This window comes from Bradyrhizobium liaoningense, assembly GCF_018130825.1.
GTDB classification, from domain to species: Bacteria; Pseudomonadota; Alphaproteobacteria; order Rhizobiales; family Xanthobacteraceae; genus Bradyrhizobium; species Bradyrhizobium liaoningense_B.
On record NZ_JAFCJS010000011.1, the window covers coordinates 1 to 22,757 of the forward strand.

16 protein-coding genes are annotated in these 22,757 nt (G+C 61.6%); 8 read left to right on the forward strand and 8 right to left on the reverse strand.

Annotation, left to right across the window (positions count from 1 at the left end):
• The coding region (locus JQ603_RS33810) for a GDP-mannose 4,6-dehydratase (RefSeq protein WP_212346659.1) at positions 1-209 on the reverse strand (209 nt) is incomplete at its 3' end.
• Positions 210-376: 167 nt separating this feature from the next.
• The gene (locus JQ603_RS33815; RefSeq protein WP_212346662.1) at positions 377-1,405 is read right to left on the reverse strand and encodes an NAD-dependent epimerase/dehydratase family protein; all 1,029 of its coding nucleotides are present in this window, start codon (positions 1,403-1,405) and stop codon (positions 377-379) included.
• Between the two features lie 269 nt (positions 1,406-1,674).
• On the opposite strand from JQ603_RS33815, the gene JQ603_RS33820 reads away from it, so the two are divergent.
• Both JQ603_RS33820 and JQ603_RS33825 read left to right on the forward strand, forming a co-directional pair.
• Complete coding sequence (locus JQ603_RS33820) at positions 1,675-2,790, forward strand: glycosyltransferase family 4 protein (RefSeq protein WP_245004044.1); 1,116 nt, start codon at positions 1,675-1,677, stop codon at positions 2,788-2,790.
• 82 nt (positions 2,791-2,872) lie between these two features.
• Positions 2,873-4,033, forward strand: a complete 1,161-nt coding sequence (locus JQ603_RS33825) for a glycosyltransferase (protein WP_212346664.1) — start codon at positions 2,873-2,875, stop codon at positions 4,031-4,033.
• Positions 4,034-4,044: 11 nt separating this feature from the next.
• Here JQ603_RS33825 and JQ603_RS33830 read toward each other — a convergent pair whose 3' ends face one another.
• Positions 4,045-4,188, reverse strand: a complete 144-nt coding sequence (locus tag JQ603_RS33830; RefSeq protein WP_212346666.1) for a hypothetical protein — start codon at positions 4,186-4,188, stop codon at positions 4,045-4,047.
• 515 nt (positions 4,189-4,703) lie between these two features.
• Here JQ603_RS33830 and JQ603_RS33835 point away from each other — a divergent pair.
• The 5 genes from JQ603_RS33835 to JQ603_RS33855 all read left to right on the forward strand — a co-directional run bounded on the left by JQ603_RS33835 (position 4,704) and on the right by JQ603_RS33855 (position 11,348).
• Positions 4,704-5,933, forward strand: a complete 1,230-nt coding sequence (locus tag JQ603_RS33835; RefSeq protein WP_212346668.1) for a polysaccharide biosynthesis/export family protein — start codon at positions 4,704-4,706, stop codon at positions 5,931-5,933.
• A gap of 112 nt (positions 5,934-6,045) precedes the next feature.
• Positions 6,046-7,386: a hypothetical protein gene (locus JQ603_RS33840; protein WP_212346670.1), complete on the forward strand. Its 1,341-nt coding sequence runs from the start codon at positions 6,046-6,048 to the stop codon at positions 7,384-7,386.
• A 33-nt stretch (positions 7,387-7,419) separates the two neighbouring features.
• Positions 7,420-8,616, forward strand: a complete 1,197-nt coding sequence (locus JQ603_RS33845; RefSeq protein ID WP_212346672.1) for a glycosyltransferase family 4 protein — start codon at positions 7,420-7,422, stop codon at positions 8,614-8,616.
• Positions 8,617-8,673: 57 nt separating this feature from the next.
• Positions 8,674-9,885 (forward strand): glycosyltransferase family 4 protein, encoded by a 1,212-nt coding sequence (locus JQ603_RS33850; protein WP_212346674.1) that lies wholly within the window; start codon positions 8,674-8,676, stop codon positions 9,883-9,885.
• 71 nt (positions 9,886-9,956) lie between these two features.
• Complete coding sequence (locus JQ603_RS33855; protein WP_212346677.1) at positions 9,957-11,348, forward strand: hypothetical protein; 1,392 nt, start codon at positions 9,957-9,959, stop codon at positions 11,346-11,348.
• Between the two features lie 90 nt (positions 11,349-11,438).
• On the opposite strand, the gene JQ603_RS33860 is transcribed toward JQ603_RS33855, so the two are convergent.
• Entirely contained in the window at positions 11,439-12,671 is a 1,233-nt protein-coding gene (locus JQ603_RS33860) for a glycosyltransferase family 4 protein (protein ID WP_212346680.1), read from the reverse strand.
• Positions 12,672-12,827: 156 nt separating this feature from the next.
• Complete coding sequence (locus JQ603_RS33865) at positions 12,828-13,922, reverse strand: glycosyl hydrolase 53 family protein (RefSeq protein ID WP_212346683.1); 1,095 nt, start codon at positions 13,920-13,922, stop codon at positions 12,828-12,830.
• A 490-nt stretch (positions 13,923-14,412) separates the two neighbouring features.
• Between JQ603_RS33865 and JQ603_RS33870 the strand changes: the two genes are divergently transcribed.
• Positions 14,413-18,774, forward strand: coding sequence for an RHS repeat protein (locus tag JQ603_RS33870; RefSeq protein WP_212346686.1), 4,362 nt, complete (start codon positions 14,413-14,415; stop codon positions 18,772-18,774).
• Between the two features lie 438 nt (positions 18,775-19,212).
• Here the strand turns inward: JQ603_RS33870 and JQ603_RS33875 are convergent, their stop codons facing one another.
• The 3 genes from JQ603_RS33875 to JQ603_RS33885 form a co-directional block, all read right to left on the reverse strand.
• On the reverse strand, positions 19,213-20,322 hold the full coding sequence (locus tag JQ603_RS33875; protein WP_212346689.1) for an acyltransferase family protein: 1,110 nt from the start codon (positions 20,320-20,322) through the stop codon (positions 19,213-19,215).
• 352 nt (positions 20,323-20,674) lie between these two features.
• Entirely contained in the window at positions 20,675-21,226 is a 552-nt protein-coding gene (locus JQ603_RS33880; protein ID WP_212346692.1) for a serine O-acetyltransferase, read from the reverse strand.
• 31 nt (positions 21,227-21,257) lie between these two features.
• Positions 21,258-22,712: a lipopolysaccharide biosynthesis protein gene (locus JQ603_RS33885; protein ID WP_212346695.1), complete on the reverse strand. Its 1,455-nt coding sequence runs from the start codon at positions 22,710-22,712 to the stop codon at positions 21,258-21,260.
• Between the last annotated feature and the right edge of the window lie 45 nt (positions 22,713-22,757).

Below are 22,757 nucleotides of genomic sequence, written 5' to 3' on the forward strand. Positions count from 1 at the left end.
GTCGAATCCGTCATGTCGCCATAGTGCATCAGGAACGGCACGTTGCCGACATGCCGGTCCTGGTAGAGATGGTCGACGCGCGCGGTGTTGAACGAGGACGAGCGTCGCTTGATGCCGTGCACGACATAGCCGAGCGACAGCAGATAATCGGCGAGATAGGCGCCGTCCTGGCCAGTCACGCCGGTGATGAGAGCGATCCGCTCAGCCATGATCCGCTCAGCTTTGGTCCTGCGACTTGTTTCGGGTCAAAAGGGGTTCAGAGGACGGATAACCACCGTTCGCGCCCGCTGACAAGGTCGCCGGCGGCCAAAAGCGCAAGAACCACTGCAAGATCGGGCATTTCGGGCGGCACGCAGGGTGCCGCCGATCGCGGCCATCAGACGCCGTGATACCGGCGATACCATGCGACGAAGCGGCCGAGGCCATCCGCAATCGAGGTCGACGGCGAAAAGCCGACGTCGCGCTGGAGGGCGGAAATGTCGGCGCGGGTCTCCAGGACGTCGCCGGCCTGCATCGGCAGCAACTGGCGGATCGCGGGCTTGCCGATGATCTTCTCCAGCGTCTCGACGAACTCGATCAGATTGACCGAGCGGTTGTTGCCGATGTTGTAGACGCGATACGGCGCATAGCTCGACGAATTTTCGGGCCGCTCCGCGTTCCAATCGGGATTCGGCGCCGCGGGCCGATCGAGCGTGCGGATCACGCCTTCGACGATGTCGTCGACATAGGTGAAGTCGCGCCACATGTCGCCATTGTTGAAAATCTTGATCGGCTCATTGGCGAAGATCGCGCGCGTGAACAGCCAGGCGGCCATGTCGGGCCGGCCCCACGGACCGTAGACGGTGAAGAAGCGAAGGCCGGTCACCGGCAGCTTGTGAACATGCGCAAAGGTGTGCGCCATCAGCTCGTTCGCCTTCTTGCTCGCGGCGTAAAGGCTGACCGGATGGTTCACCGAATGCTCGGTCGAATACGGCAAGGTGCGGTTGGCGCCGTAGACCGAGCTCGACGAGGCGTAGACGAGATGCTTGAGAGCATGGCGACGGCCCGCCTCGAGCACGGTGACGAAGCCGTCGCAATTGGCGCGGATGCTGGTGATGGGGTCGTCGATCGAGGCGCGCACGCCGGGCTGCGCCGCCAGATGCACGACGCGGTCGGGCGCGACCTCGTCGAACACGCGCGTCACCGCGGCGAAATCAGCAAGATCGATCTCGTCAAATTTGAAACCCGGACGGTTCTCGAGCGTTGCAAGACGCGCACGCTTCAGCGCCGGATCGTAATACGGTGTGACTGAATCGATGCCAACGACCTGCTCGCCGCGTGCCAACAGCCGTTCACAAACGTGCATTCCGATAAAGCCGGCAGCACCGGTCACGATCACTGGCCGCAAAGTTGTCACCTCGTTCATTCCGCGAATGCAATGCCAGACCAGGACATGAGAGGCAAGGTTTGGACGATTGCGACAGTCATCAAATCAGACGTCCATGTAAGCGCATCGAAATGTGTAGGAAACATGATGGCGCCATGCATCGTCGCATGCTATCGGCCTCGCGAAGATGCTCGGACGATAGCGCCAACTGTGCTACACGTCATAGATCGCATCTTCAGCGCGAATGCTTAGTCTTGAGGCAACGTTCGCGTCAGACGCTCAACAAACCCACCAAGAAAAGATCGGCTTTGAAACTTTCCATCAACGGCAGGTTCCTGTCACAATCGCTTACGGGCGTGCAACGCTACGCCGCCGAGATCGTCAAGGCGATGGACGGCTTGCTCGCGAGTGGAGAGGCTCCACGACAACTGGTGGACGCAGAGTGGCAGATTCTCGCGCCGCCAAATGCGCAAGCCCTTCCCGGTCTTCGCCGCATCAACGTCAAGCAGGTCGGATCGTTGCAGGGCCACGCGTGGGACCAGATCGACCTGGCGCGCGCAGCCGCCGGCACGCGCCTCATCAGCCTCGCCAATTCGGGCCCGGTGCTCCATCGCGACCATCTGGTCGTGATCCACGACGCGCAGGTTTTCAGGCGGCCGGACTTCTTCAGCTGGCGCTACCTCGCCTTGCATCGGACGCTCGGCCATTTGCTGGCGCGCGCCGCAACGATCGCAACAGTTTCGGCGTTTTCGCGCAACGAACTTGCCGAGGTGCTGTCGCTGGATCCCGCCTCGATGCCCGTCATTCCGAACAGCGCGGAGCACTTCGCGACCGTCGCGCCGGATTTTTCGATCATCGATCAACTGCGCATTGCGCCCCACCAGTTCTTCCTGTTCGTCGGCTCGATGACGAAGAACAAGAACGTCGACACCGCCGTTCGCGCCGCCGAGCGGCTCGGCCGCGCCGATTTTCCACTGGTCGTGGTCGGAGGCGACAACAGCAAGGTCTTTGGCGGCAGCGCCACCGAATCGCGAGCCGGCATCGTTGTCGCAGGCCGCCTGAAGGACGAGGAAATCGCGGCATTGTTCTCCCGGGCCGCGGCGTTCGTTTTTCCGAGCCTCTACGAGGGCTTCGGCATCCCTCCCCTGGAAGCGATGTACTTCGCCTGCCCGGTCATTGCGAGTTCCGCCGCGGCGGTGCGCGAGACCTGCGACGATGCCGCCGTCTATTTCGAACCACTCGATGCGGACGGGTTGTCGGCACGGATGCACGAAAGAATTGAACTCGGCAGGATTTCGCCTGCGGAACAGGAGAGGCAGCAAAAGCGCCTTGCGACATATTCCTGGGCCAAGTCGGCCGCAGCAATGCTCGAATTCCTCGCCAAACCGGCTCCGCAAACCGCATCGGGGCGCCTCGTACAATGAAGCGGCCCAAATATTGCTGCTTGGCGGCACTAGACGTGCGTCCGCAAGATCCGGTGCCTGCAAGTCAAGGAAGGAATGACCGTTGTCCAGCGGCCTGAAAGTTCTGCATGTCGCCGAGACGGTCAGAGGCGGCATCGCGACCTATCTCAACGAGTTGCATCCGCATCAGTGCGCCAGCTTCGGCCGCGGAAACGTCAACTATGTCGTTCCGTCCGACCATCGCGGCGATCTGGTGAACATCGAGGATGACGCCGTCACCACGTTTCCGCGCGAGGGCCGCAACGCGCTCGGCCTGTTTCGCATGCTGTTCGCGACGATGCGCGCGGTGCGGCAGCTGCGGCCCGACATCATCCATCTTCACTCCTCGTTCGCCGGGCTCGTGGTGCGCCCGGTGCTCTGGCTGACCTATCGGCGTTCGCGCATCGTCTATTGCCCGCACGGATGGGCGTTCGGCCGCGAGACCGGCCGCCTCAGCCGCGAGGTCACCAAATTCACCGAGCTGGTGCTGTCGAAATTCACCCATCGCATCGTGTGCATCTCGGAGAGCGAGCGGACCGACGCCACGCAGGTCGGAATCGCGGCGAATCGCCTCGCTCTTGTGCACAACGGGATTTCCAGGCAGCGTCCCGTGCTCGACCAGAGCGCGGCGCCGTGGCGGTCGGAGAAGATCAAGGTCCTCTTCATCGGACGCCTCGATCGCCAGAAGGGGTATGACCTCCTGATCGATGCGGCCCATGCGCTTCGCGACACGCTCGACGTGCGCCTGATCGGCGCTTCGGTCGTCAGCAAATTCCGCCAGAGCGACCTGCCGGCCAACGTCTCGCTGCTGGGCTGGATGAATCGCAACCAGATCGAGGCCGAGCTCGACCAGGCCGACATGGTCGCGATTCCGTCACGCTGGGAGGCGTTCGGCCTGGTCGCGATCGAGGCAATGCGTGCCGCAAAACCGATCATCGCCTTCCGTATCGGCGCCCTGCCGGAAATCGTCGAAGACAACGCGACGGGCGTGCTCTGCGACGAAGTCTCGGCGGAAAAGCTGGCTGAAGGTTTTCAGCGCGCAACCCGAATGGACCTGGCTGCGGTCGGCCAGGCCGGATATGAGCGCTTCACCCGCCTCTACGACATCGAGCAGACGCACCGGACCTTGAGTCAGGTCTACGCCGACATCCTGCACATGCGCCGGAGCGAATCCGGGCAGCAGGCGAAGCTGCAGTCCGACCTTCCGAACAATCTGCGCCCCTAACGATTGGCGGATCAGGCCATCCGGCGGGCATCTTCCCGCGCGAACTCGCGGCCGGTCACCCGGCTATCGGAGAACGACCACGCAATTGCGGAGGCAACCATCATCGCGCAGGTGAGAAAGCCGGCCGCGAACAGCAGTGATCCGGTCTGCAACATTGTCTTCGCCTTCCCTGTTGTTTGACCGTGCAACTAGCCGGATCAGGATTAGGAAGACCTTACGGACGCCAGCGTGACGCCAGCTTCCGTTTCTAAGCGTTAACGGAGGCGGAATCCCGTCGCGGAAATTTCGATCGACGCCTCGCAGAGCCTGGCCAATCGCAGGAAACACAACGGATGGTGCGCGCAGCTTTGACCCGACATTCGAACTCTATTGCGGTGAGGCCTGGCAACAGCACCCAAGCAGGCTCGGACCATCATCGCGTGCGACTAACAAGTTCGGAACAAGCCCCAATCGTGACATTGATCCGACATGTGTATGTCTAGTTTGCAAACTGCTTATAAAACAGGAACCCGTCGCACAGATTTTGAACAGTCATTCTTACGTGAATCGCAGTTCACAAGTGGCAATAAGGTCACAGCCATGAGTGCTTTACCATAAAGTCGAAGACGTAGCAGTGACTCCGCAGCACGGGATTTGTACGGTGTTTCCGATTTTAAATGAGTACGAGGGAATGGCGGTGGCTAAGACCGAACGTTTTTCTTTTGATTTCGGGATTAGCCGAATCCTGGCAGCTGCTGCGATCAGCGTATCCCTGGCGGGTTGCGCAGGCTTCATTCCCCTGGACTCTCCGGATGCCGTCGCCACGCAGACGAATGCCGCGCTCATCACCGAACCGTCGGCGCCGCTGGCCTATGCCCTGATGCCGGTCAATCCGGCGATCCTTCAGGCGACGAATGCGTTCACGGATTCCTCCGGAATGGTGTTCTCGCGTCTTCCCGGCGGCAATTATCGCGACGTCACGATCGGCATCGGCGACATCGTCACGGTGACCGTGTACGAAGCCCAGGCGGGCGGCCTGTTCATTCCGCGCGAAGCGGGCGTGAGACCGGGCAATTTCGTCGACATTCCCAGGCAGCAGGTCGACCAGTCCGGCAACATCAACATTCCCTACGCCGGATCGATCAAGGTCGCCGGGCTGACGCCGCGCGCGGTTTCGAACATCATCCGCGAGCGCCTCAAGGACCGCGCCATCGACCCGCAGGCCGTCGTCAGCGTCGCCGAACAGCGCGGCAACCAGATCAGCGTGCTCGGCGAAGTCAACTCGCCGCTGCGCTTTCCGGTCGATCCGGGCGGCATTCGCCTGATGGGCGCGATCGCGCGTGCGGGCGGCCCCAAATATCCCTCCTATGAGAGCACGATCACGATCAAGCGCGAGGGCCGCACCTACAGCGAGTCGATGTCGTCGGTGGTGCACCACCCCGACCAGGACGTCCTGCTCGCGCCGGGCGACGTCGTCTTCCTGACCCGCATTCCGCGCGTCTATATGGCCTTTGGTTCGACGCCGTCGCCGGGATCGATCGGTGGCACCAATAACCGCCGCTTCACTTTCGAGAACGACAACATGTCGCTGGCCGAAGCCATCGCGAAGGCGGGCGGCCTCGACGGCAACCGCGCGGACTCCAAGTCCATCTACGTCTACCGGTTCGAGCCGAAGCCGCTGCTGGAGAGGATCGGCGTCGATGTCACGCAGTTCCCGACCAAGACGGTGCCTGCCGTGTACAAGTTCGACATGAGCAAGCCCGACGGCTGGTTCCAGGCGGATACGTTCAGGATGCGCGATCATGACGTGATCTCGGTGGCCGAATCGCCGTCGACCGAATTCGTCAAGCTCATGAACCCGCTGAACGCGGCGAGCGTCAACGCCGACAACATCAGCAGCGTGGTCGTGAACTCCAAATAGCCCAACTCAGCGCGCTCAATGACGAGCGCGCAGACAAGGTCGCCTCACCCAATTGGGGCCACAGAAGAGGACTAGCCTTGTCGGGTTGACGCGAGCAGGAGTGGATACGAGCGTGACGGAGCAAAAGAGGAAACGCGCGACGCGTCGTTTCCGGACGCTGATATGTGGGCTCTGCGCCGCGGCTGGCCTCGTCTATCCTGCGAACGCGCAGAATGCGCAACCACTCGATCAGCGGCTGCTGCTGGGCGTCGGCACGCATCAGGGCCTCGGCGGCGTCACCAGCGAGCGCGGCTACGTGCCCGCGACCGCCATCAAGCAGATGAAGGAACTCGGGGTCACATCGTTCCGGGACGACTTCCCCTGGTCGGATTTCGAGCTGCCCGGCAAGCGGCTCGGCTTCAATGCCCTGAACGGCCGCTTAGAGACCCAGATCAGGACCAGCGGCGGCATCCCGCTGCTCATCCTCGGCGCCGGTCATCATCTCGTCCCGAACTCCGATCCGCCGACGACCGACGAGGCGCGCCAGAGATTCGTCACCTATGCGGCGACGGCCGCGCAAGCGGTCGCGATGCGTCAGCCGATCTTCGAATTGTGGAACGAGTACAATCTGCGGGCGCGCGCAGAGCCGCAATTCACGGTCGAAAATTACGTGGCGCTTGCCCGTCTGGTGCAGCCCGCGGTCAAGCAGGCGGCGCCTTCCGCGCCCTTCGTGATCGGCGCCCTCGGCGACGATCCGGGCTGGAAATTCACCGACGCGCTTCTGAAGACCGACGTCGCCCGCATCGCGGACGGCATGTCGATCCACATCTACAACCATTGCCTGCCGCCGGTCGGACGCAGCGCGACCGAAGCGATCGAACGGCTGGAAAACTTTCATCAGCGCGTCGCACAGGCGACCGGCAATCCCAACTATCCGATCTATCTGACCGAGACGGGATGGCCGACGCCAAACGCGAAATGCGGCGTCAACGAGCAGCTCTCCGCCGACAACATGGCCCAGATGATCCTCTGGTCGTCGACCGCAGGTCCCTGGCTGAAGGGGATATGGCTCTACGAGCTGAAGGACAGCGGGACGAAGGGCGGCGAGCTCGAGGACAATTTCGGGATCTATCATTTCGACAATTCGCCGAAGCCCGCGGTGTGCTCCATTCGCGAAAGCTGGGCCTTCATACGCAGCAGCCTGAAGGCAACGCGAACCATACCCGTGCCGGGTGTCGTGCAGATTCGCAGCGAGAGCGGATCGGACACGAAGGTGGCGCTCTGGTCGGAGAACTCGTCGAAGCGCTTCGAGGTTCGATTAAAAAATCCAGAACCGAATATCGAGATCGGCTATGTATGTCGGCAAGCGCCGAGTTCTGCGCCCGGCGCCTGGGCGGCGTTATCGACGACGCCGCTGCTTGTCAGCGTCAAGGGCTCGGCCGTGCCGGATTTCGAGATTCGGCCATCGAACTGACGCTGCAGCTGGCTGCTGAATCCGGGGCTCCCCTTGAAGATACTGATCGTTAACACGCTCTATCCGCCAGAAATCATCGGCGGTGCCGAAGTGTCCGTGTCGCTGCTGGCGGAGGCGCTGGTCCAGCGCGGACATCAGGTTTCGGTGGTCTGCCTTCAAAACAAGCAGGATCGCAGCATCGACGATCGCAAGGGCGTGCGGGTGTATCGTGTGCCGCTGGACAACGACTACTGGCCGTTCGGCAGCGACAGGAAGCCCTCCTCGGTCCAGCGCCTGAAGTGGCATCTTCAGGACACCTGGAATCGCAAATCCGCGGCGCGTTTCGCCGAAATTCTCGACATCGAGAAGCCGGAGGTCGTCCACACCAACAACATCACCGGATTTTCGGTCTCGTTGTGGTCGGAAGCCAAGCGGCGCAACATCCGGATCGTGCATACGCTGCGCGACTATTCCCTGCTCTGCAAGCGCTCGACCTTGTTTCGCGGAGACGCGACATGCACGCAGCGCTGCACGCTGTGCGCGGCCATGACCTCGCCCTATCTGCTGGCTTCGCGCATGGTCGATGCGGTGGTCTCGAACAGCCAGTTCGTGCTCGACCAGCACACCAGGCTGAAATATTTCCCTGGAACCGACGGTCGCGTCATCTTCAACATCGCCGATCCGAGCTCCGTGGTGCCCTCACCGCCCTCGAGCTCGAATGACCTGATCTTCGGGTTTATCGGCCGGATCGAGGCCGAAAAAGGTATTGAAGTAGTCCTCAAGGCCGCCGAGCTGCTTCCCAACGAGGGGTGGCAACTGAAAATTGCCGGAAAGGGACTTGAGGACTACGTGCGGGGGCTCAAAAGCCGCAGCAGGGGCAACATCGAATGGCTCGGCTTTGCCAGGGCGGCCGAATTCTATGCCGGCATCGACGTCTGCCTGGTGAGCTCGGTCTGGCCGGAGCCGTTGCCGCGGACGCTGATCGAAAGCATCAACGCGGGCCGGGCGACGATTTGTTCAACCGCGGGAGGGATTCCCGAGATCGCGGGGTTCTCCAATATGGTTGGGTCCTACGAGCCCAACGACCATAAGCGATTGGGAGAATTGATGCTGAAGGCCCTCAACGAGAGATCGCACTGGAAGGTCGCGCGACCTCCACAGCCGGGATTTGCCGAAAGGTTCTCGGCGGATTCAGTAACAGGTCAATATTTGGACGTGTATTTGAACAACAATCGCACCAACCGGCAGTAAGCCGAAACGGAGATTTCAGAAAGCCATTTGGCTGGAAAGCTGGACAGACCTTTTCCGATGAAGATCCTTATCACGTCATCCCTCTATCCGACGCCGTTGGCTCCGAAGGTGGTCGGTGGCGCGGAAACTTTCGTCCGCCGCCTCGCCGAGACCCTGGTGGGGCAGAACGACAGCGTGGAAGTGATACGTGCCGCGTCTGCGTCGAACCAGCCAATGGAGACCTGCAACGGCATCGACGTGTATTCGGCGCCCGTGCACAACATCTATTTCCCCTTCGCCAAGCAGCACAGCGCGCCCGTGCGCGGCATCTGGCACGCGATCGAGGACTGGCAACAGGCGTCGGAGATCGTCGCCGCCCGGATCAAGGCCTTCAAGCCCGATATCCTGCACTCCAACAATCTCTCCGGGCTGACCACGGCCGTGTGGCGGACCGCGGCAGAGCTCGGCATTCCGGTCCTGCATACGCTTCACGATTACTATCTCACCTGCCCCCGCTGCTCGCGCTTCTCGGACGGACACGCCTGCGAGGCGAGCTGCATGAGCTGCCAGCTGCTGACCTATCGCCGCCGCGGGGCGACGAGACATCTGGACGCCGTGGTCGGCGTCAGCCAGCGCATTCTCGACATCCATACCCGGCTCGGTCTCTTCACGCAGACACCGCTGAAGATCGTCATTCGAAACGCCTCGACGGCCGACGTCGGCAGCGAAGAGACGGCCCTGGTCGACGGCACCGTCACGTTCGGCTTCATCGGCCGGCTGACCGAAGAAAAAGGCATCTACAATCTCGTTCGCGCGATCGCGACGATTCCGCCCGAGCGGATCCGGCTCGTCATCGCGGGGCACGCATCCGAGAGCCAGCGCAAGCAGATCAAGGAGCTCGCCCCGAACGCACGGATCGAGTTTCTCGGCTTCGTGCAGCCGAAGCAGTTTTACGAACAGGTGAACGTCGTGGTGGTGCCCTCGGTCTGGGAAGATCCAAGTCCGCTCGTCGTCGCCGACGCGCAAGCCGCCTGCAAGCCCCTGCTCGGCACCCCCTTCGGCGGCATCCAGGAAGCGATCAAGCCCGGCTTGACCGGCTGGCTGACGTCACCCGATCCGGCCTCGATCGCCAAGAGCCTTCTGGCGATCGTCGACTCTCCCGAGCAGATTCGGGAGATGAGCGACCGATTGAAGTCCGGCATCGACAAATGGGCCTTTGACGACGTGGTCACCGGCTATCGCACCGCCTTCGACCAGATCATGCGCAGCCGCAGCATGGCTTGCACCTGAGACAGGCGGACTGAAATGCCGCTGACGCCCCTCGACCACTCCCCCACATTCTCTCTCACGCATCGTCAGACATGACCAGCCTGCTCGCATTCGGCAGCTACATCTACCAGAGTGCGTCCGCGATCATTCTGATCTTCGCCGTCAGCCATATCCTCTCTCCGGCCCAGTACACCTCGTTCTCGCTGGCGCTGGCCACGAGCCAGCTGTTCTGCGTCTTCGTCTTTGAATGGCTGCAACTGGCCGGCGTCCGCTTCCTCGCCGCCGCTTCCGGAGCAGAGGCGGCGCGCCTGCGATTCTCGCTGTTCGCCGCCGGAGGGCTCAGTGCGCTGGTTCTGCTGCTGGTCGGCAGCATGGCGGGGCTGTTGAGCACGCTGGAGACAGGCGTCGTCGCCCTGGCGCTGGCGCTGGCCGTGCTGCAAGGCGGCACCGACCTGTATTTCATGATCGTGCGCGTGTCCGATCGGCTGGCGACGGCATCAGCCCTGCTGATCCTGCGCGCCAGCGTCCTTCTGGCCGGCGCCGTCGCGGCCGCGCACCTCCACGGCACCGCGGCGGCAACGCTGTGCGGCATCGCCGCGGGCTACGGCGCCGTGCTCCTGGTGAGCCTGATCGTGCATCGCACCTCGCTCCAGCGGCCGTCGCGGCAAGCCATGCTGGCGGATTGGGGCAATTTCTGCCGCTATGGCATCATGGCCGCGGCTGCCTCCGTCATCCATCTCTCTGTCCCCGTCACGTTGCGCCTGATCGTGATCGCCACGCTTGGCCGGGCCTCGACGGGAGCCGCCGGCTTCTCGATGGCGATCGACCTCTTGCAACGGCCGTTCTCCGTTCTCGTGGCTGCCATTCACACCGTCTGCTATCCCAACGTCGTCGTCCAGTTCGAGCGCAGCGTCGACGGTGAAGCTCGCAGGACGACCGCCCGCATGCTCGACTTCATCCTGTGTGCGACGATCGTCATGCTGGGCGGGCTGATCGGCCTTCTGCCGGACGCGGCGCACCTGTTCGTTCCGGCCGATCTGCTGGTCGATTTTCTCGGTGCCGCGCCGGCCGCGGCGATCTTCTATTTTCTCCACACCCACCTTCAGGCCACGCTCGCGATCGTGCCGCATCTGACCAAATCGGCAACGCGGCTGGTGGTCGTCGCGGTGTGCCAGCTCGTGCTGGTCTCGGCGGCAGCTTCGTTCGGCGCGCTGCTGCACATATCGGTCGCGGGACAAATCGCGAGCGCGTCACTCGCCACCGCGCTCGTCATCCTCTTCGCCAGCGGGCCGCTGATCCGGTTTCGCGCGGCACCGCGAGCGCTGCTGATCGTGGAGGCAACCGTCGCGGCCGCGGCGGTCGCCATGCTCGCGACAGCCCCGTCGGATTCCCTGCTCTGGCTTGCGGGAAAGATTGCCGTTGCCGGCCTCGCCGTCGTCCTGGTGACGTGGCGAGGCGACCTGCTGGCCTCGGCCCGCAGCTAGAGCATGATCCGGAAAAGTGTGCAGCGGTTTTCCGAAAAGATCATGCTCAAACAATAATCCAAAGCGCGATGGATCCCATCGCGCTTTGGATCAGGCCTTCACCGCGTGAGCCAGCGCATTGCCGCTGATGTCGCCGGTCAAGCCGTAGATCCTCAAGGTCTCGTCGACCATCGGCCCGACACCGAAATATTGCTGGGCGCGCGCAAGGGCATTGCGCGACAGCGCAGCGCGCGTTGCGGGATCTGCCACTTTTTCGAGCGCCCCGACGAGCGCATCGACGTCCTCGAACGGCACGATGTAGCCGGTCTGGCCTTCGATGATCTGGTCCGAAGCGCCCCCGGCCGGGGTCCGCACCGGAACCAATCCCGTCGCCATGGCCTCGGCAACGCCGAGCGGGAATCCCTCGAACCGGCTCGGCAGCGCGAACACGTCGGCGGCCCAGAGAATTTCGCGGACGTCGCCCATGAAGCCGAGGAACTTGAAGGTGTCCTTGTCCTTCTCGCCGGCAAAGGCAAACGACTTGATTTCCTTCTCGCGCTCGGCGCCGCCGCTGCCGACGAAGTAGCACTTGATGTCGATGGGCGAAGACGTGGCGCTGTCACGGATCTTGCGCGCCGCCTTGATGAGCAGGTCGTGGCCCTTCACCCAGGCGAGACGGGCTGCGAGCAGGCACATGAACTCGCCCTCGGCGACGCCGAATTTGGCGCGGGCATCGCGGCGCTCGGCATCCGAGGGCGGACGGAAATGCACGGTATCGACGCCGCCATACACCTTGGCGATCCGATTCTTCCCGAACAGCACGTAGCGCCTGAGATGCCGGAGCGATTCCTCCGACATCAGAATGAGGGTGTGCGGAAAGAACAGGTTGAAGAACAGGATCTGGACCAGGCTGAACGTCGATTGCGGCGCATTCTGCACCTTGTCGATGTTGCCGAGCACCGAAGGATGGTACGTCGCCACGCAGCGCGCGCCGGTCAGCAGCGACAGCAGCCGCCCCCACATCAGCATGCCGAGCCCATGGACGTTGATCACGGAGATGTCGCTCTCCCGGATCACCTTCAGAAGCTGCATGAAGATCGACAGCGCGGGCAGCTTGCGAAGTCCGGGAACGACGTGCCACTGCTTGACGGCCGCGGCCAGCTTCTGGCGCTTGTATTCCGACTTCTCGTCCGACCGCACGGCGCCGGAGACGAGGTGAATCTGCACGCCGCGGGCATGCAGCCCCGTGGCCAAGGTCTCGCAATAGGATGCAATCCCGTCATTGCAGTTCACGACCTCAACCAGAAACATGACATTCGGGGCGCCCGACATGGGATCCTTCATGGGAATGGCCTTCTACTCCGTTCGATCAGACGAGACGTTAACCAGTGCTTAGCGGCAAATTTCGTGCCGTGCCAGCGGTTTGCCCGCCATAGCTTTGCGCGCCTAACATATTGACGTTGCGGATCTGCGACGCTCGACAGGCCGGCAAAAGCGGCTTCAGAAGCCGCGTTTCTTGAGTTCGGCGGCTTCCTCCGGAGTGAGCTTGCCCCCCGCAAAGCGCGACACGAGGTAGAGCGCGACCTTCGGTCGGTCCAAATCGTACATCAGGCCAAAGCGGTTTTCCGGAGGCTTCTTGGCCGGTTCGTCGACGATTTGGTAGATGTTGACGGCATCGACCACGACGTCCTTCTGATCTCTAATCGCCGTCAACATACCGTTCAAATTCTGTAGACAACGCTCGGTTGCAGCGTCCCCGGGAGCGTTGCCGTAATCGGGCTTGTAGATCTCGCCGCAATTGACCTCGTTGAAGAGAACGTGCCGGCGATAGGAGGCGAGCTTCTTGAACAGGTCGAAACGCGGGTTCCAGCCGTTCCAGGCATGGCGCATATCCTGTCCCAGCACTTCATAGTAATGGTAGGAAATCAGGTCGTAGTGGACGCCGCGCGACTCCATGAAGTCTAGAAAGCCGAACATGGTGGAGGTGGTGTTCAGGATCTTCTTCAGGTGCAACCCGCTCTCCTGGTTGATCCGGTCGATCGCGTCAGACGCCCCGCGCAGAACGGCGGCCCAATCCTCCATGGCCGGCATCTCGAACTCGGCGGCGGTCATCCCATGGCCGAAAAGGCGCTTGTCGTTGCGGTCGCGGGCAACGAGATTGATCTCGTTCTCCAGCTCCCACTGATCGATCTCATTCTTGAACTGTTTCACGAACGCATACGTCCGGTTGTATCCCTGCTGGTACAACGCCTCGCGATCACCGGCAGGATACAGGCCTGCATCGGTGCGGTCTCCCCAACGGAACGGGAAGCCGAAGATCGGTTGCAATCTTATCCCGTAAGCCTTCGCCAGCTGGAGTGTCTTCGCGAACGCCGGACCTCCCGTCTGCTCGTTGTCCTTCGTCAGGTTCACGCCCCACCTGATCACGGTGAAGCCGCGCTCCTTCATCACGCGAAAGAACGGCTCGGGATCCTTTCGCATCGCTGCGGGTCCGTTCACGCCCCACTCCAGCGCCTCGGCAGACGACGACACCGACGCGCTCGTCACCGCGACAAAAAGAAGCGCGCTGATCTTTGCTAGAAAGTTCCATCGCATCCGATTCCTGGCTCCTCGCTGCTCTCGGGAAACTTCGGGCGACTCCAGTCGAGCCTTCGACGTCAGAACAATTGTCACATGCGAAGTTCGGCCCGTGCATTTACGGCAATCCGCTTCTAGGCAATTCGATCTGCTCTGGCCATAGCTTAATGGCGCTTAACACAATCGAGCTCGATGCTGCCTACGCGACAAGCAGATGCGCCTTGATTGAGCAGCGGCACAACATCGATGCAACATCGACGTTGCATCGCCATCGCGACGTCATGCTGCAAGCACATTAGCGTGGTCTTCACAGATGAAGCTCAGTGTAAGCAAATCAGTGCAGGCAGATTCGTGCGCTGCGAGCGTCGCGCAGGACAATCTCGGCGAGAGAATCTCCCGGGTGCTTCCATTTTTACCAATCTCACCAACTTGAAAAACAGAGATTGGTCGATACGACAGACGCAAGCGGCAACGGACTCTCGCGCTCCAGAAAGGCTTTGGAAGACCGATGACTACCGCATCACCAGATCAGACGATCCTGTCGGCGAGCACCTTCATTAGTTCCATCGGCGTCAATACCCACGTTGGTTATGGGTGGGGAGGCTACAACAACCTCGCACTCGTAGAGGACGACCTCAAATATCTCGGCGTTACGAAGCTGCGCGACGGACTTGCGACGAGCCCGGCCGCCCAACCGGTCCTCGATGGCCTCGCCAAGGACGGGTACACGTTTGACCTCGTGGTTCAGTCGAAGGTCGCGATCGGCGGCACATCCGCGCTTCAAGATTATCTCGATGCAGTCAAGGCGTTCGAGACCAGCCATCCGGGCAGCGTCATCGCGCTCGAGGGCCTCAACGAGGTCAACCTCGACGAATTCAACTACGACGGAACCTTGACCATTGAGGCCGCGGCACAGTTCCAGACCGCCTACTACAACGCCATCAAGGCCGACGGCACGCTCAGCAAGATTTCGGTCTACAACCTGTCGCTGGGCTATAACGACACCACCGACTACGCAAAGCTCGGAGACCTCTCGGGCTCGACGGATTACGCAAACTCCCACGCATATGTCAGCACGAGCCTGACGCCTGCGGCCGCCCTTGAGGCCCTGCTCGGCAATGCTACGTCGGTGACCGGCACCGATCCGGTCGTGATCACCGAGACCGGCTACACGACCAAGAGCGACACACCTTATATTGGCGCCAACGAGAATGTGCAGGCGAAGTCGATCCTGAACACGTTGGTCGATGCCTACAAGGACGGCGTCAGCACAACTTATCTCTATCAGCTGCTCGACGCTTCGGCGAGCAACGACACCACGGACTCCGAATCGCACTGGGGCCTGTTCAACAGCGATGGAACCCCGAAGCTCGCAGCGACCGCGATCCACAACCTGACGACAATCCTGGCAGACGACGGCACGGGCGGCCATACGCCGACCGCTTCGCTGAACTATACGCTCGACGGTCTGCCTGCGAGCGGGAACAGCATGGTTCTCGGCAAGAGCAACGGCGCCTATGAGCTGGTGGTCTGGGCGGAACCCAAGATCTGGAACGACGCGACCGACACCGAGATCTCGAACCCGACCACCTCGGTCACCGTCAATTTGGGCAGCGTCCATCATCTGATCAGCGTTTACGATCCGCTGCAGGGCTCCTCGCCGATTGCCACCTACACCGACGTCAGTCAGATCGTGGTTCCGATCACGGATCATCCCCTGATCATCGAGATCGACGCCCCGACGGGAGGCGGCACGACACCGCCCGCCGTGACCGATGTCAGCGGAACCGCTGAGGACATCGTGTCACAGATGTCCGAGCTGAACTCCTCGAATTCGCTTCAGACCATCACGCTCACCGACACGCATGTACTTCCGGTCGCCTCGACCTCGACCATGGAGTACATGATCTCGCACTATACGAAGGCGCTGGCGGCGATCCAGGGCGGCTACCAGTTCTCGGTCACCAATTCGACCGACACCTGGAGCGTGACCAAGGTCTACGACTCCTCGGCGACGCTTCTATCGACCAGCACGTCGAACTTCACGAACGGCGTCATCACCAGCAAGGCCACGATCAATACCGACGGCTCGACGGAGAGCATCGCCTACACCGACGGCAAGATGGTGCGTGACGTCACGGTCACGGCGATCGGCGACAAGGACACCAAGACCTACGATGCGAGCGGCAATTTGATCGCGGACCTCGTCCAGAACAAGGACGGATCCTCCTCGAACACGCTCTACTCGGCCGGCGTCAAGACCAAGATGTACGTCACCAACGCCGACCGCACTCACGACAACTACTATTACAACATCACCGGCCAGTCTTATACCAGCGAGCATGACCAGCTCGACGCCAGCGGAAGGCTGCTGTCCGTCGTCCGCACGCATGCCGACGACTCCATGGCCTACAGCCAGGTCTTCAACAGCGACGGCAGCAAGGTCACGACCCAGTACGACTCCACGGGTCACAAGACCTCGGTGATCACCGTCACGTCGACGGCGACCACGACCGACCTCTACACCACGGCCGGCGTGCTCAAGCAGACGATCGTGCAGACGACCTCCGGCAACGTGACGACGACCAACTACAATGGCGCGCTGCTGGCGTCCGTCTACGTGGTCAATGCCGACGGGTCCAAAGATTCGAAATTGTATGACGCCAAGGGCATCATCGCGAGCGACCTGATCCAGAACGCCGACGGCTCGTCGTCGAACACGCTCTATACGGCGGGCGTCAAGACCAAGACCTATGTCACCAACGCCGACGGCAGCCGCGACAACTACTATTACAACATCACCGGCCAGTCCTACACCAGCGAGCACGACCATCTCGATGCAAGCGGCAAGGTGCTGTCGGTGAGCCGAACGCATGCCGACGGTACGATGGCCTACAGCGAGGTGTTGAACGGCGACGGCAGCAAGGTCACGACGCAGTACGACTCCACGGGCCACAAGACCTCGGTCGTCACCACGACGTCGACGGCCACCACGACCGACGTCTACACCGCCGCCGGCGTCCTCAAGCAGACGGTCGTGCAGACGGCCTCCGGCAACGTGACAACGACCAACTACAACGGCTCGCTGCTGGTGTCGGTCTACGTGGTGAACGCCGACGGCTCGAAGGACTCGAAGCTCTACGACTCCAACGGCATCATCGCGAGCGACCTCGTGCAGAACAAGGACGGCTCGTCCTCGAACACGCTGTACACGGCAGGCGTCAAGACCAAGGCCTATGTCACCAACGCCGACGGCAGCCGCGACAATTACTACTACAACATCACCGGCCAGTCCTACACGACCGAGCACGACCACATCGATCCCAGCGGGAAGCTGCTGCTGGTCAGCCGCACCCATGCCGACGGCTCGATGGCCTACAGCCAGGTGCTGAACAGCGACGGCAGCAAGGTCACGACCCAGTACGACTCCACGGGTCACAAGACCTCGGTCGTCACCGTCACCTCGTCGGCAACGACGACCGACACTTACGACCCGTCGTCCGGCGCGCTGAAGCAGGAGATCGTCAAGACGAGCTCCGGCGACACCACCACGACGAACTACAATGGCACGGTGCTGGCATCGGTCTACGTGGTCAACGCCGACGGGTCAAAGGACACCAAGCTGTACGACTCCAACGGCATCATCGCCAGCGACCTGGTGCTGAACAAGGACGGTTCGTCCTCGAACACGGTCTATTCGGCCGGCGTCAAGATGAAGCTCTACGTCACCAACGCCGACGGCAGCCACGACAATACCTTCTACAACATCACGGGCCAGAGCTATACGACCGAGATCCAGCACCTCACCGCGGCCGGCACGCTGACGACCCTGACCCGGCTTCATGCCGATGACACGCTTGCCTACAAGCAGGTGATCAACAGCGACGGCAGCAAGGTCACCGATCTCTACGACAGCACCGGTCACAAGACGAGCGAGATCCTCAACGGCACCGATGGGTCGACCACGACGGACACCTACAATACGTCTGGTGACGTCACCCAGCATGTCGTCAAGACCGCCGGCGGCGACGTGACGACGACGAACTACGCGAACGAACTGCCGACGTCGATCTACGTCGTCAACGCCGACGGCACGAAGGAGACCAAGCTGTTCGACAGCAGCGGCAGCCTGACCAGCGACTACGTGCTGAACAAGGACGGGTCGAATTCGACGACCATCTACACGTCAGGCGTCAAGACCAAGGCCTACATCAACAATGCCGATGGCAGCCACGACAACTACGCGTACAACATCACCGGCAAGAGCTACGTGACGGAGCACCAGCACCTCGATTCTTCGAACAAGGTGACGCTACTCGAACGCTCCCACGCGGACGGCACGCTCGACTACACGCAGGTTCTCAAGTCGGACGGCAGCAAGATCACGGATGTTTACGACAGCACCGGGGTCAAGACGACGGAGACCATCAACAACGCCGACGGCAGCTCCGACATCTTCAAGTTCCAGCTCTCGGGCCAACCGGGCGCCGTCGAGCACGACAGCTACAATTCCAGTGGCTCGCTGCTCGCGATCGACGTGACCAACAGCGACGGCACCCACGCCGTCACCGCGGTGAGCGCGGGACTGACGCTGGCCGGCGGAAGCGGCAACGACGTCTTCTCCGCGGCGCCGGGCACCACGACCATCATGTTCGACGGCGGCAACGATCAGATCAAGAGCTTCCACGCCGGAACAGCATCCAACCACGACACGATCGAAATCCTGAAATCACTGGTGGCCGACTACAGCCATTTGCAGATTTCGCAGTCGGGCTCGGATACGCTGATCCAGATGTCGACGAACGACAGCATCCTGCTGAAGAACGTCAATTCGGCGACGCTCGATCACGGCAACTTCCTGTTCGTCTGACACAGAGGCATGCGCCGGCAGGTTCGCCTGCCGGCGCAGTCTCCGGGACAAGAGGAAGAGCGACTTCAGTGTGACCGGGAAGCTGCGGCCGAGCCGGTGTCGAATTTCCCGCCGACCTTGCCGGACGGCCGTGTCCTCAATGACCGGACCATCAGCCGCTGACACGCGCAGTCGTGCAGGCCATTTGATTTTCTTGATGAGCTTCCCGGCGGCCAATGCCGGACGTTCGACAAACCACCACGACAAAGCTGCGAAACAAACGGTCGCGACGCTAGATAACGGTCGCGACGCTAGATCAGGGCAATTTCCTGTTCGTCTGGCACAAAGACAAGCGCCGGCAGGTGAGCCTGCCGGCGCAATCTCTTTGACAACAGGAAGGGCGACTTCAGTAGGGCCGAAGCGCTGTGGCCGCGCAGATGTCGAACTCCCGGCCGGCAGTCATTTCCGTACGGCTGCGTCCTCAATCTCCATGACTGTACGATCGGGCGCTGACAAGCGCAGTCGTGCAGGCCATTTGATTTTCTTGAGAAGCTTCCTAGCGCCCAGCGCCGGGCGTTCGACACACCACCATGAAAAGGCTGCAAAGCAAACAGTTGCGACGACAGCCGCTGCCGATCCCAGGTTCAGACCCGGCCACAGATGAGCAGCGGCCTGCTGAAGCGGGAACCCGTACAGATAGATGCCGTAAGAATAGTCTCCGCTGAGCATGACCTTGTTTCGAGCGGGATTGGCAACCCCCAGGAACACCGTCACGTATGTCAGCGGGACTGCGACGACAAGGTCGCCATTGGGAAGGCGGAGCAAGAAATACGAAACCGCCAGGGCGATGCCGAACAGCGCAAAAGACCACCTGATCTTGCTCGCGTAAAAGTAGAACAGCACGCCAACCAGAAACGATATCGGCAGCAACGCGGCCTTGGCAGTCAATGGCGACTTCGCCTCATGAACGCTGTACCAATACATCGCGAAGAGATGAGCTGCGACAATTGCGACGATCAACAGCGTCCTGCTCTTCTTCAAACCTGCAAACGCAAGTGCCCCGAGCACAATGTAGCAATCCAGTTCCCACGGGATTGTCCAGAGCTGCTGATTGACCATGTTCGGCCGCGGATTGTCCAGAAACACGCCGGGCAGCGTGAAATGGATATATCCAATGATGTTCAGGAGGTAAGCCCAGAACTTGGGGTGCGAAAAATACTCGGAGAGCGGTAGCGCCGTGAACAAGGCGCCAATCACAAACGCGCTCAGGACAACTTCCGCAATCAGCGCAGGCGCAAGCCTGATGACGCGAAGTGCAAAGAATTCCGGCAAGGTTTGCGTCCGCACCAGACTGCCGGCGACCAAAAAGCCGCTCAGTGCGAAAAACATAGGCAATATGCAGGCCACCAGCGGGCGAACAACGGGCGTGAGATAGGCGCTTGCTGCCTCGTCGCCTAAACCGGTCTGGAAAATATGCACCGCGACTACGCTTAAGGCGAGAGCAAGTCTGAGATAGTCGAATCCAGTCGGCCGACCATTGGCCGCTGCAATCTTGTCCTCAAGCATCATCGAATTGTTCCGGGAATTGCATTTGCCTAAACGCATAATGATTACAGATGAGAAGCAATGCAACATCATTAGAGACGATCAGCAATGCATGTTCATGCGAGGGTTTCACGCACGCATTGAGATCGACGACGGATCCGGCTGAGATACGTTGCTGCAGCCCGCGCCTGCTCCGCGGATTGAACCGCGAAGCGCTGACCGTCTCTCGTGAAACGTCGGGAGAAAACTGTTCGTCATCCTCGGAGCGCCACAACATTCGCCCCGCCAGAGATTGCTGTGCTCGCGCTCAGGCGCGAGCGATCGCCTCTTGCCGTCGACGAACGATCAAACGGCAGGATGGTCCCGTCGCGCTGTTTCAGGCGCGCTTGCGGTCCGGTGCTTCCGAGCGCACGATGCGCGCGGGTGCTCCCGCAGCGACGGAATGCGGCGGAACATCACGCGTCACGACCGCATTGGCCGCAACGTTGGCGCCCTCGCCAACCGAAGTCGGGCCGACAATGACGGCCCCGGTGTAGATGACGACGTTGTCGCCGATGGTCGGGCAACCCGGTTCATCCCAGGCGCGCCGTCCGAGCGTGACGTTGTGATACAGCATCACGGAACGGCCGATTCGCGAGCCCTCGCCGATCACGACGCCGGTCGGATGCGGCAGGATCAGCCCCGGGCCGATCTCCGCGAGAACGGAGATGTAGCAGCCGCGGCGCATCAGCGCCCGCACCAAGAGCCAGGTGATCTGGTGCCCCCAGCGTGTCTGGAAGCGCAGCATCTTGGCTATCCGCCAGGTCGTGATCACCGCAAAGCCCGGGCTCGTGAGCAAGGCGATGAAGGCTGCTCCGACACCGGACTTGCCGGTATTCGCCATCAGGTCCTCGCGCCACGGAATTCCCGCCTGAGGCTCGCTCCCCATTCCCGCTCCTGAAGACATCAACCAATCTCTACTAACTTGCCGAGGGAAGATTTGCCTGAATCGGCGGAGCCGATCCGCCGAGCAGCGACTGCACGCTGCTCCAGATCCGCCGCCTGAATACCACATAGCTGCCGAGCACGATCAGCGCATAGACCGCCGTCGCGATCAGCCAATGCGACAGGCTTGCGACATCCCCCTTCGTCACGACGAGCGCGCACAGGGCGCCGAGCGTCGTGGCGACCGTGGCCGGCATCAGGGCTCCAAGCAACAATGCATAGGGCACCGCGCAGTTCCGGGCTCCGATGATCAGCATGAACGCGCAAACGAGGATCGATACGACCAGATACACGACGGCCACGGCCGTGAGCCCAAACGGCAATGCGATGAGGAAGGCGAGAATCATGCTGGCGCTGTTGGCGGTGCTGACCCAGAACTGAAGTCGCGCCTTGTCGTGAGCCAGAAGAATCGGGCCGGCATAGGCCGCGATCGACTGCGCGGCGCCGGCCGGCGCGAGAATCGCAATCAGCGGCAATACTTCCTGCCAGTGGGCCGACAGGAATGTCGCAACGGGGTATTTCAGCCCGAATGTCAGATAGATCATCGCCGGGAACGTGATCATCGCCGTCATGCCGAGAACCGCGCAAATCGCCGCCTTGCGCCGTTCCCGTTCTTGCTCGCCGTTCATCCGGCTCAAGGTGGCCATCAGAACTCCGCCGCCCGGCCATGACAGGATCATCAGCGGCAGCGTCATGAACTGGAAGGCGAGACCGAACAGGCCGACCGCCGCCGCGCCGAGTTTGGCGCCGATCATGAGATTGCCGACGTTTCTCGCCGCGAAGTTGAGGACGTTCGAAGCCAGCACCCAGCCGCCGAACGACAGCATCAGGGCGACGCTGCGCCATTTGAAGGACAGGTGAATGTGGCGCCTGGTGTTCACATAGAACGCGACGGCACGCACCGCCTGCATCAGGACGTAATACGCGATCAGCGCCCAGATTCCCCAGCCCAACACGGCGCCGACCACGCCGACGATCGCAGCAATGAGGGCCGCTCCAGCCTCGATCAGCGCGATCGTCTGATAGCGCAGGGATCGCTCCAGAACCGCGCGCGGTCCCATCGCGGAGATCGACAGGACGACCGAACCGGAGAGCGCAGCCAGCACCGCCGGCAGGCCTGGCATATTGACCGAGGCACCGAGCGGCTTCGAGGCTGCGGCCAGCACCAGGGCGCAGCCGATCCCGATCGCAACCATCAGGGTCGTCGCCGCACCGGCCTCCTCCTTCGTCAGCGAGCTCCTCTGGATCATCGCGCTCGAGAGCCCGAGATCGGTCAGCATGGAGATGAAGGCGATGAACGGCAGCGAAAACGCCACGAGCCCGAATTCCGTCGGCGTCACGAAATAGGTGATGAGCAGCGTGATGAGGAACTGAACCGCCGACTTCACGACGTTCACGCTCGACATCGAGAGCAGATTCTTGATGATCATGACGTCACCCGTACGTGATCCGGCTGAAACGATGGCATGGGGACG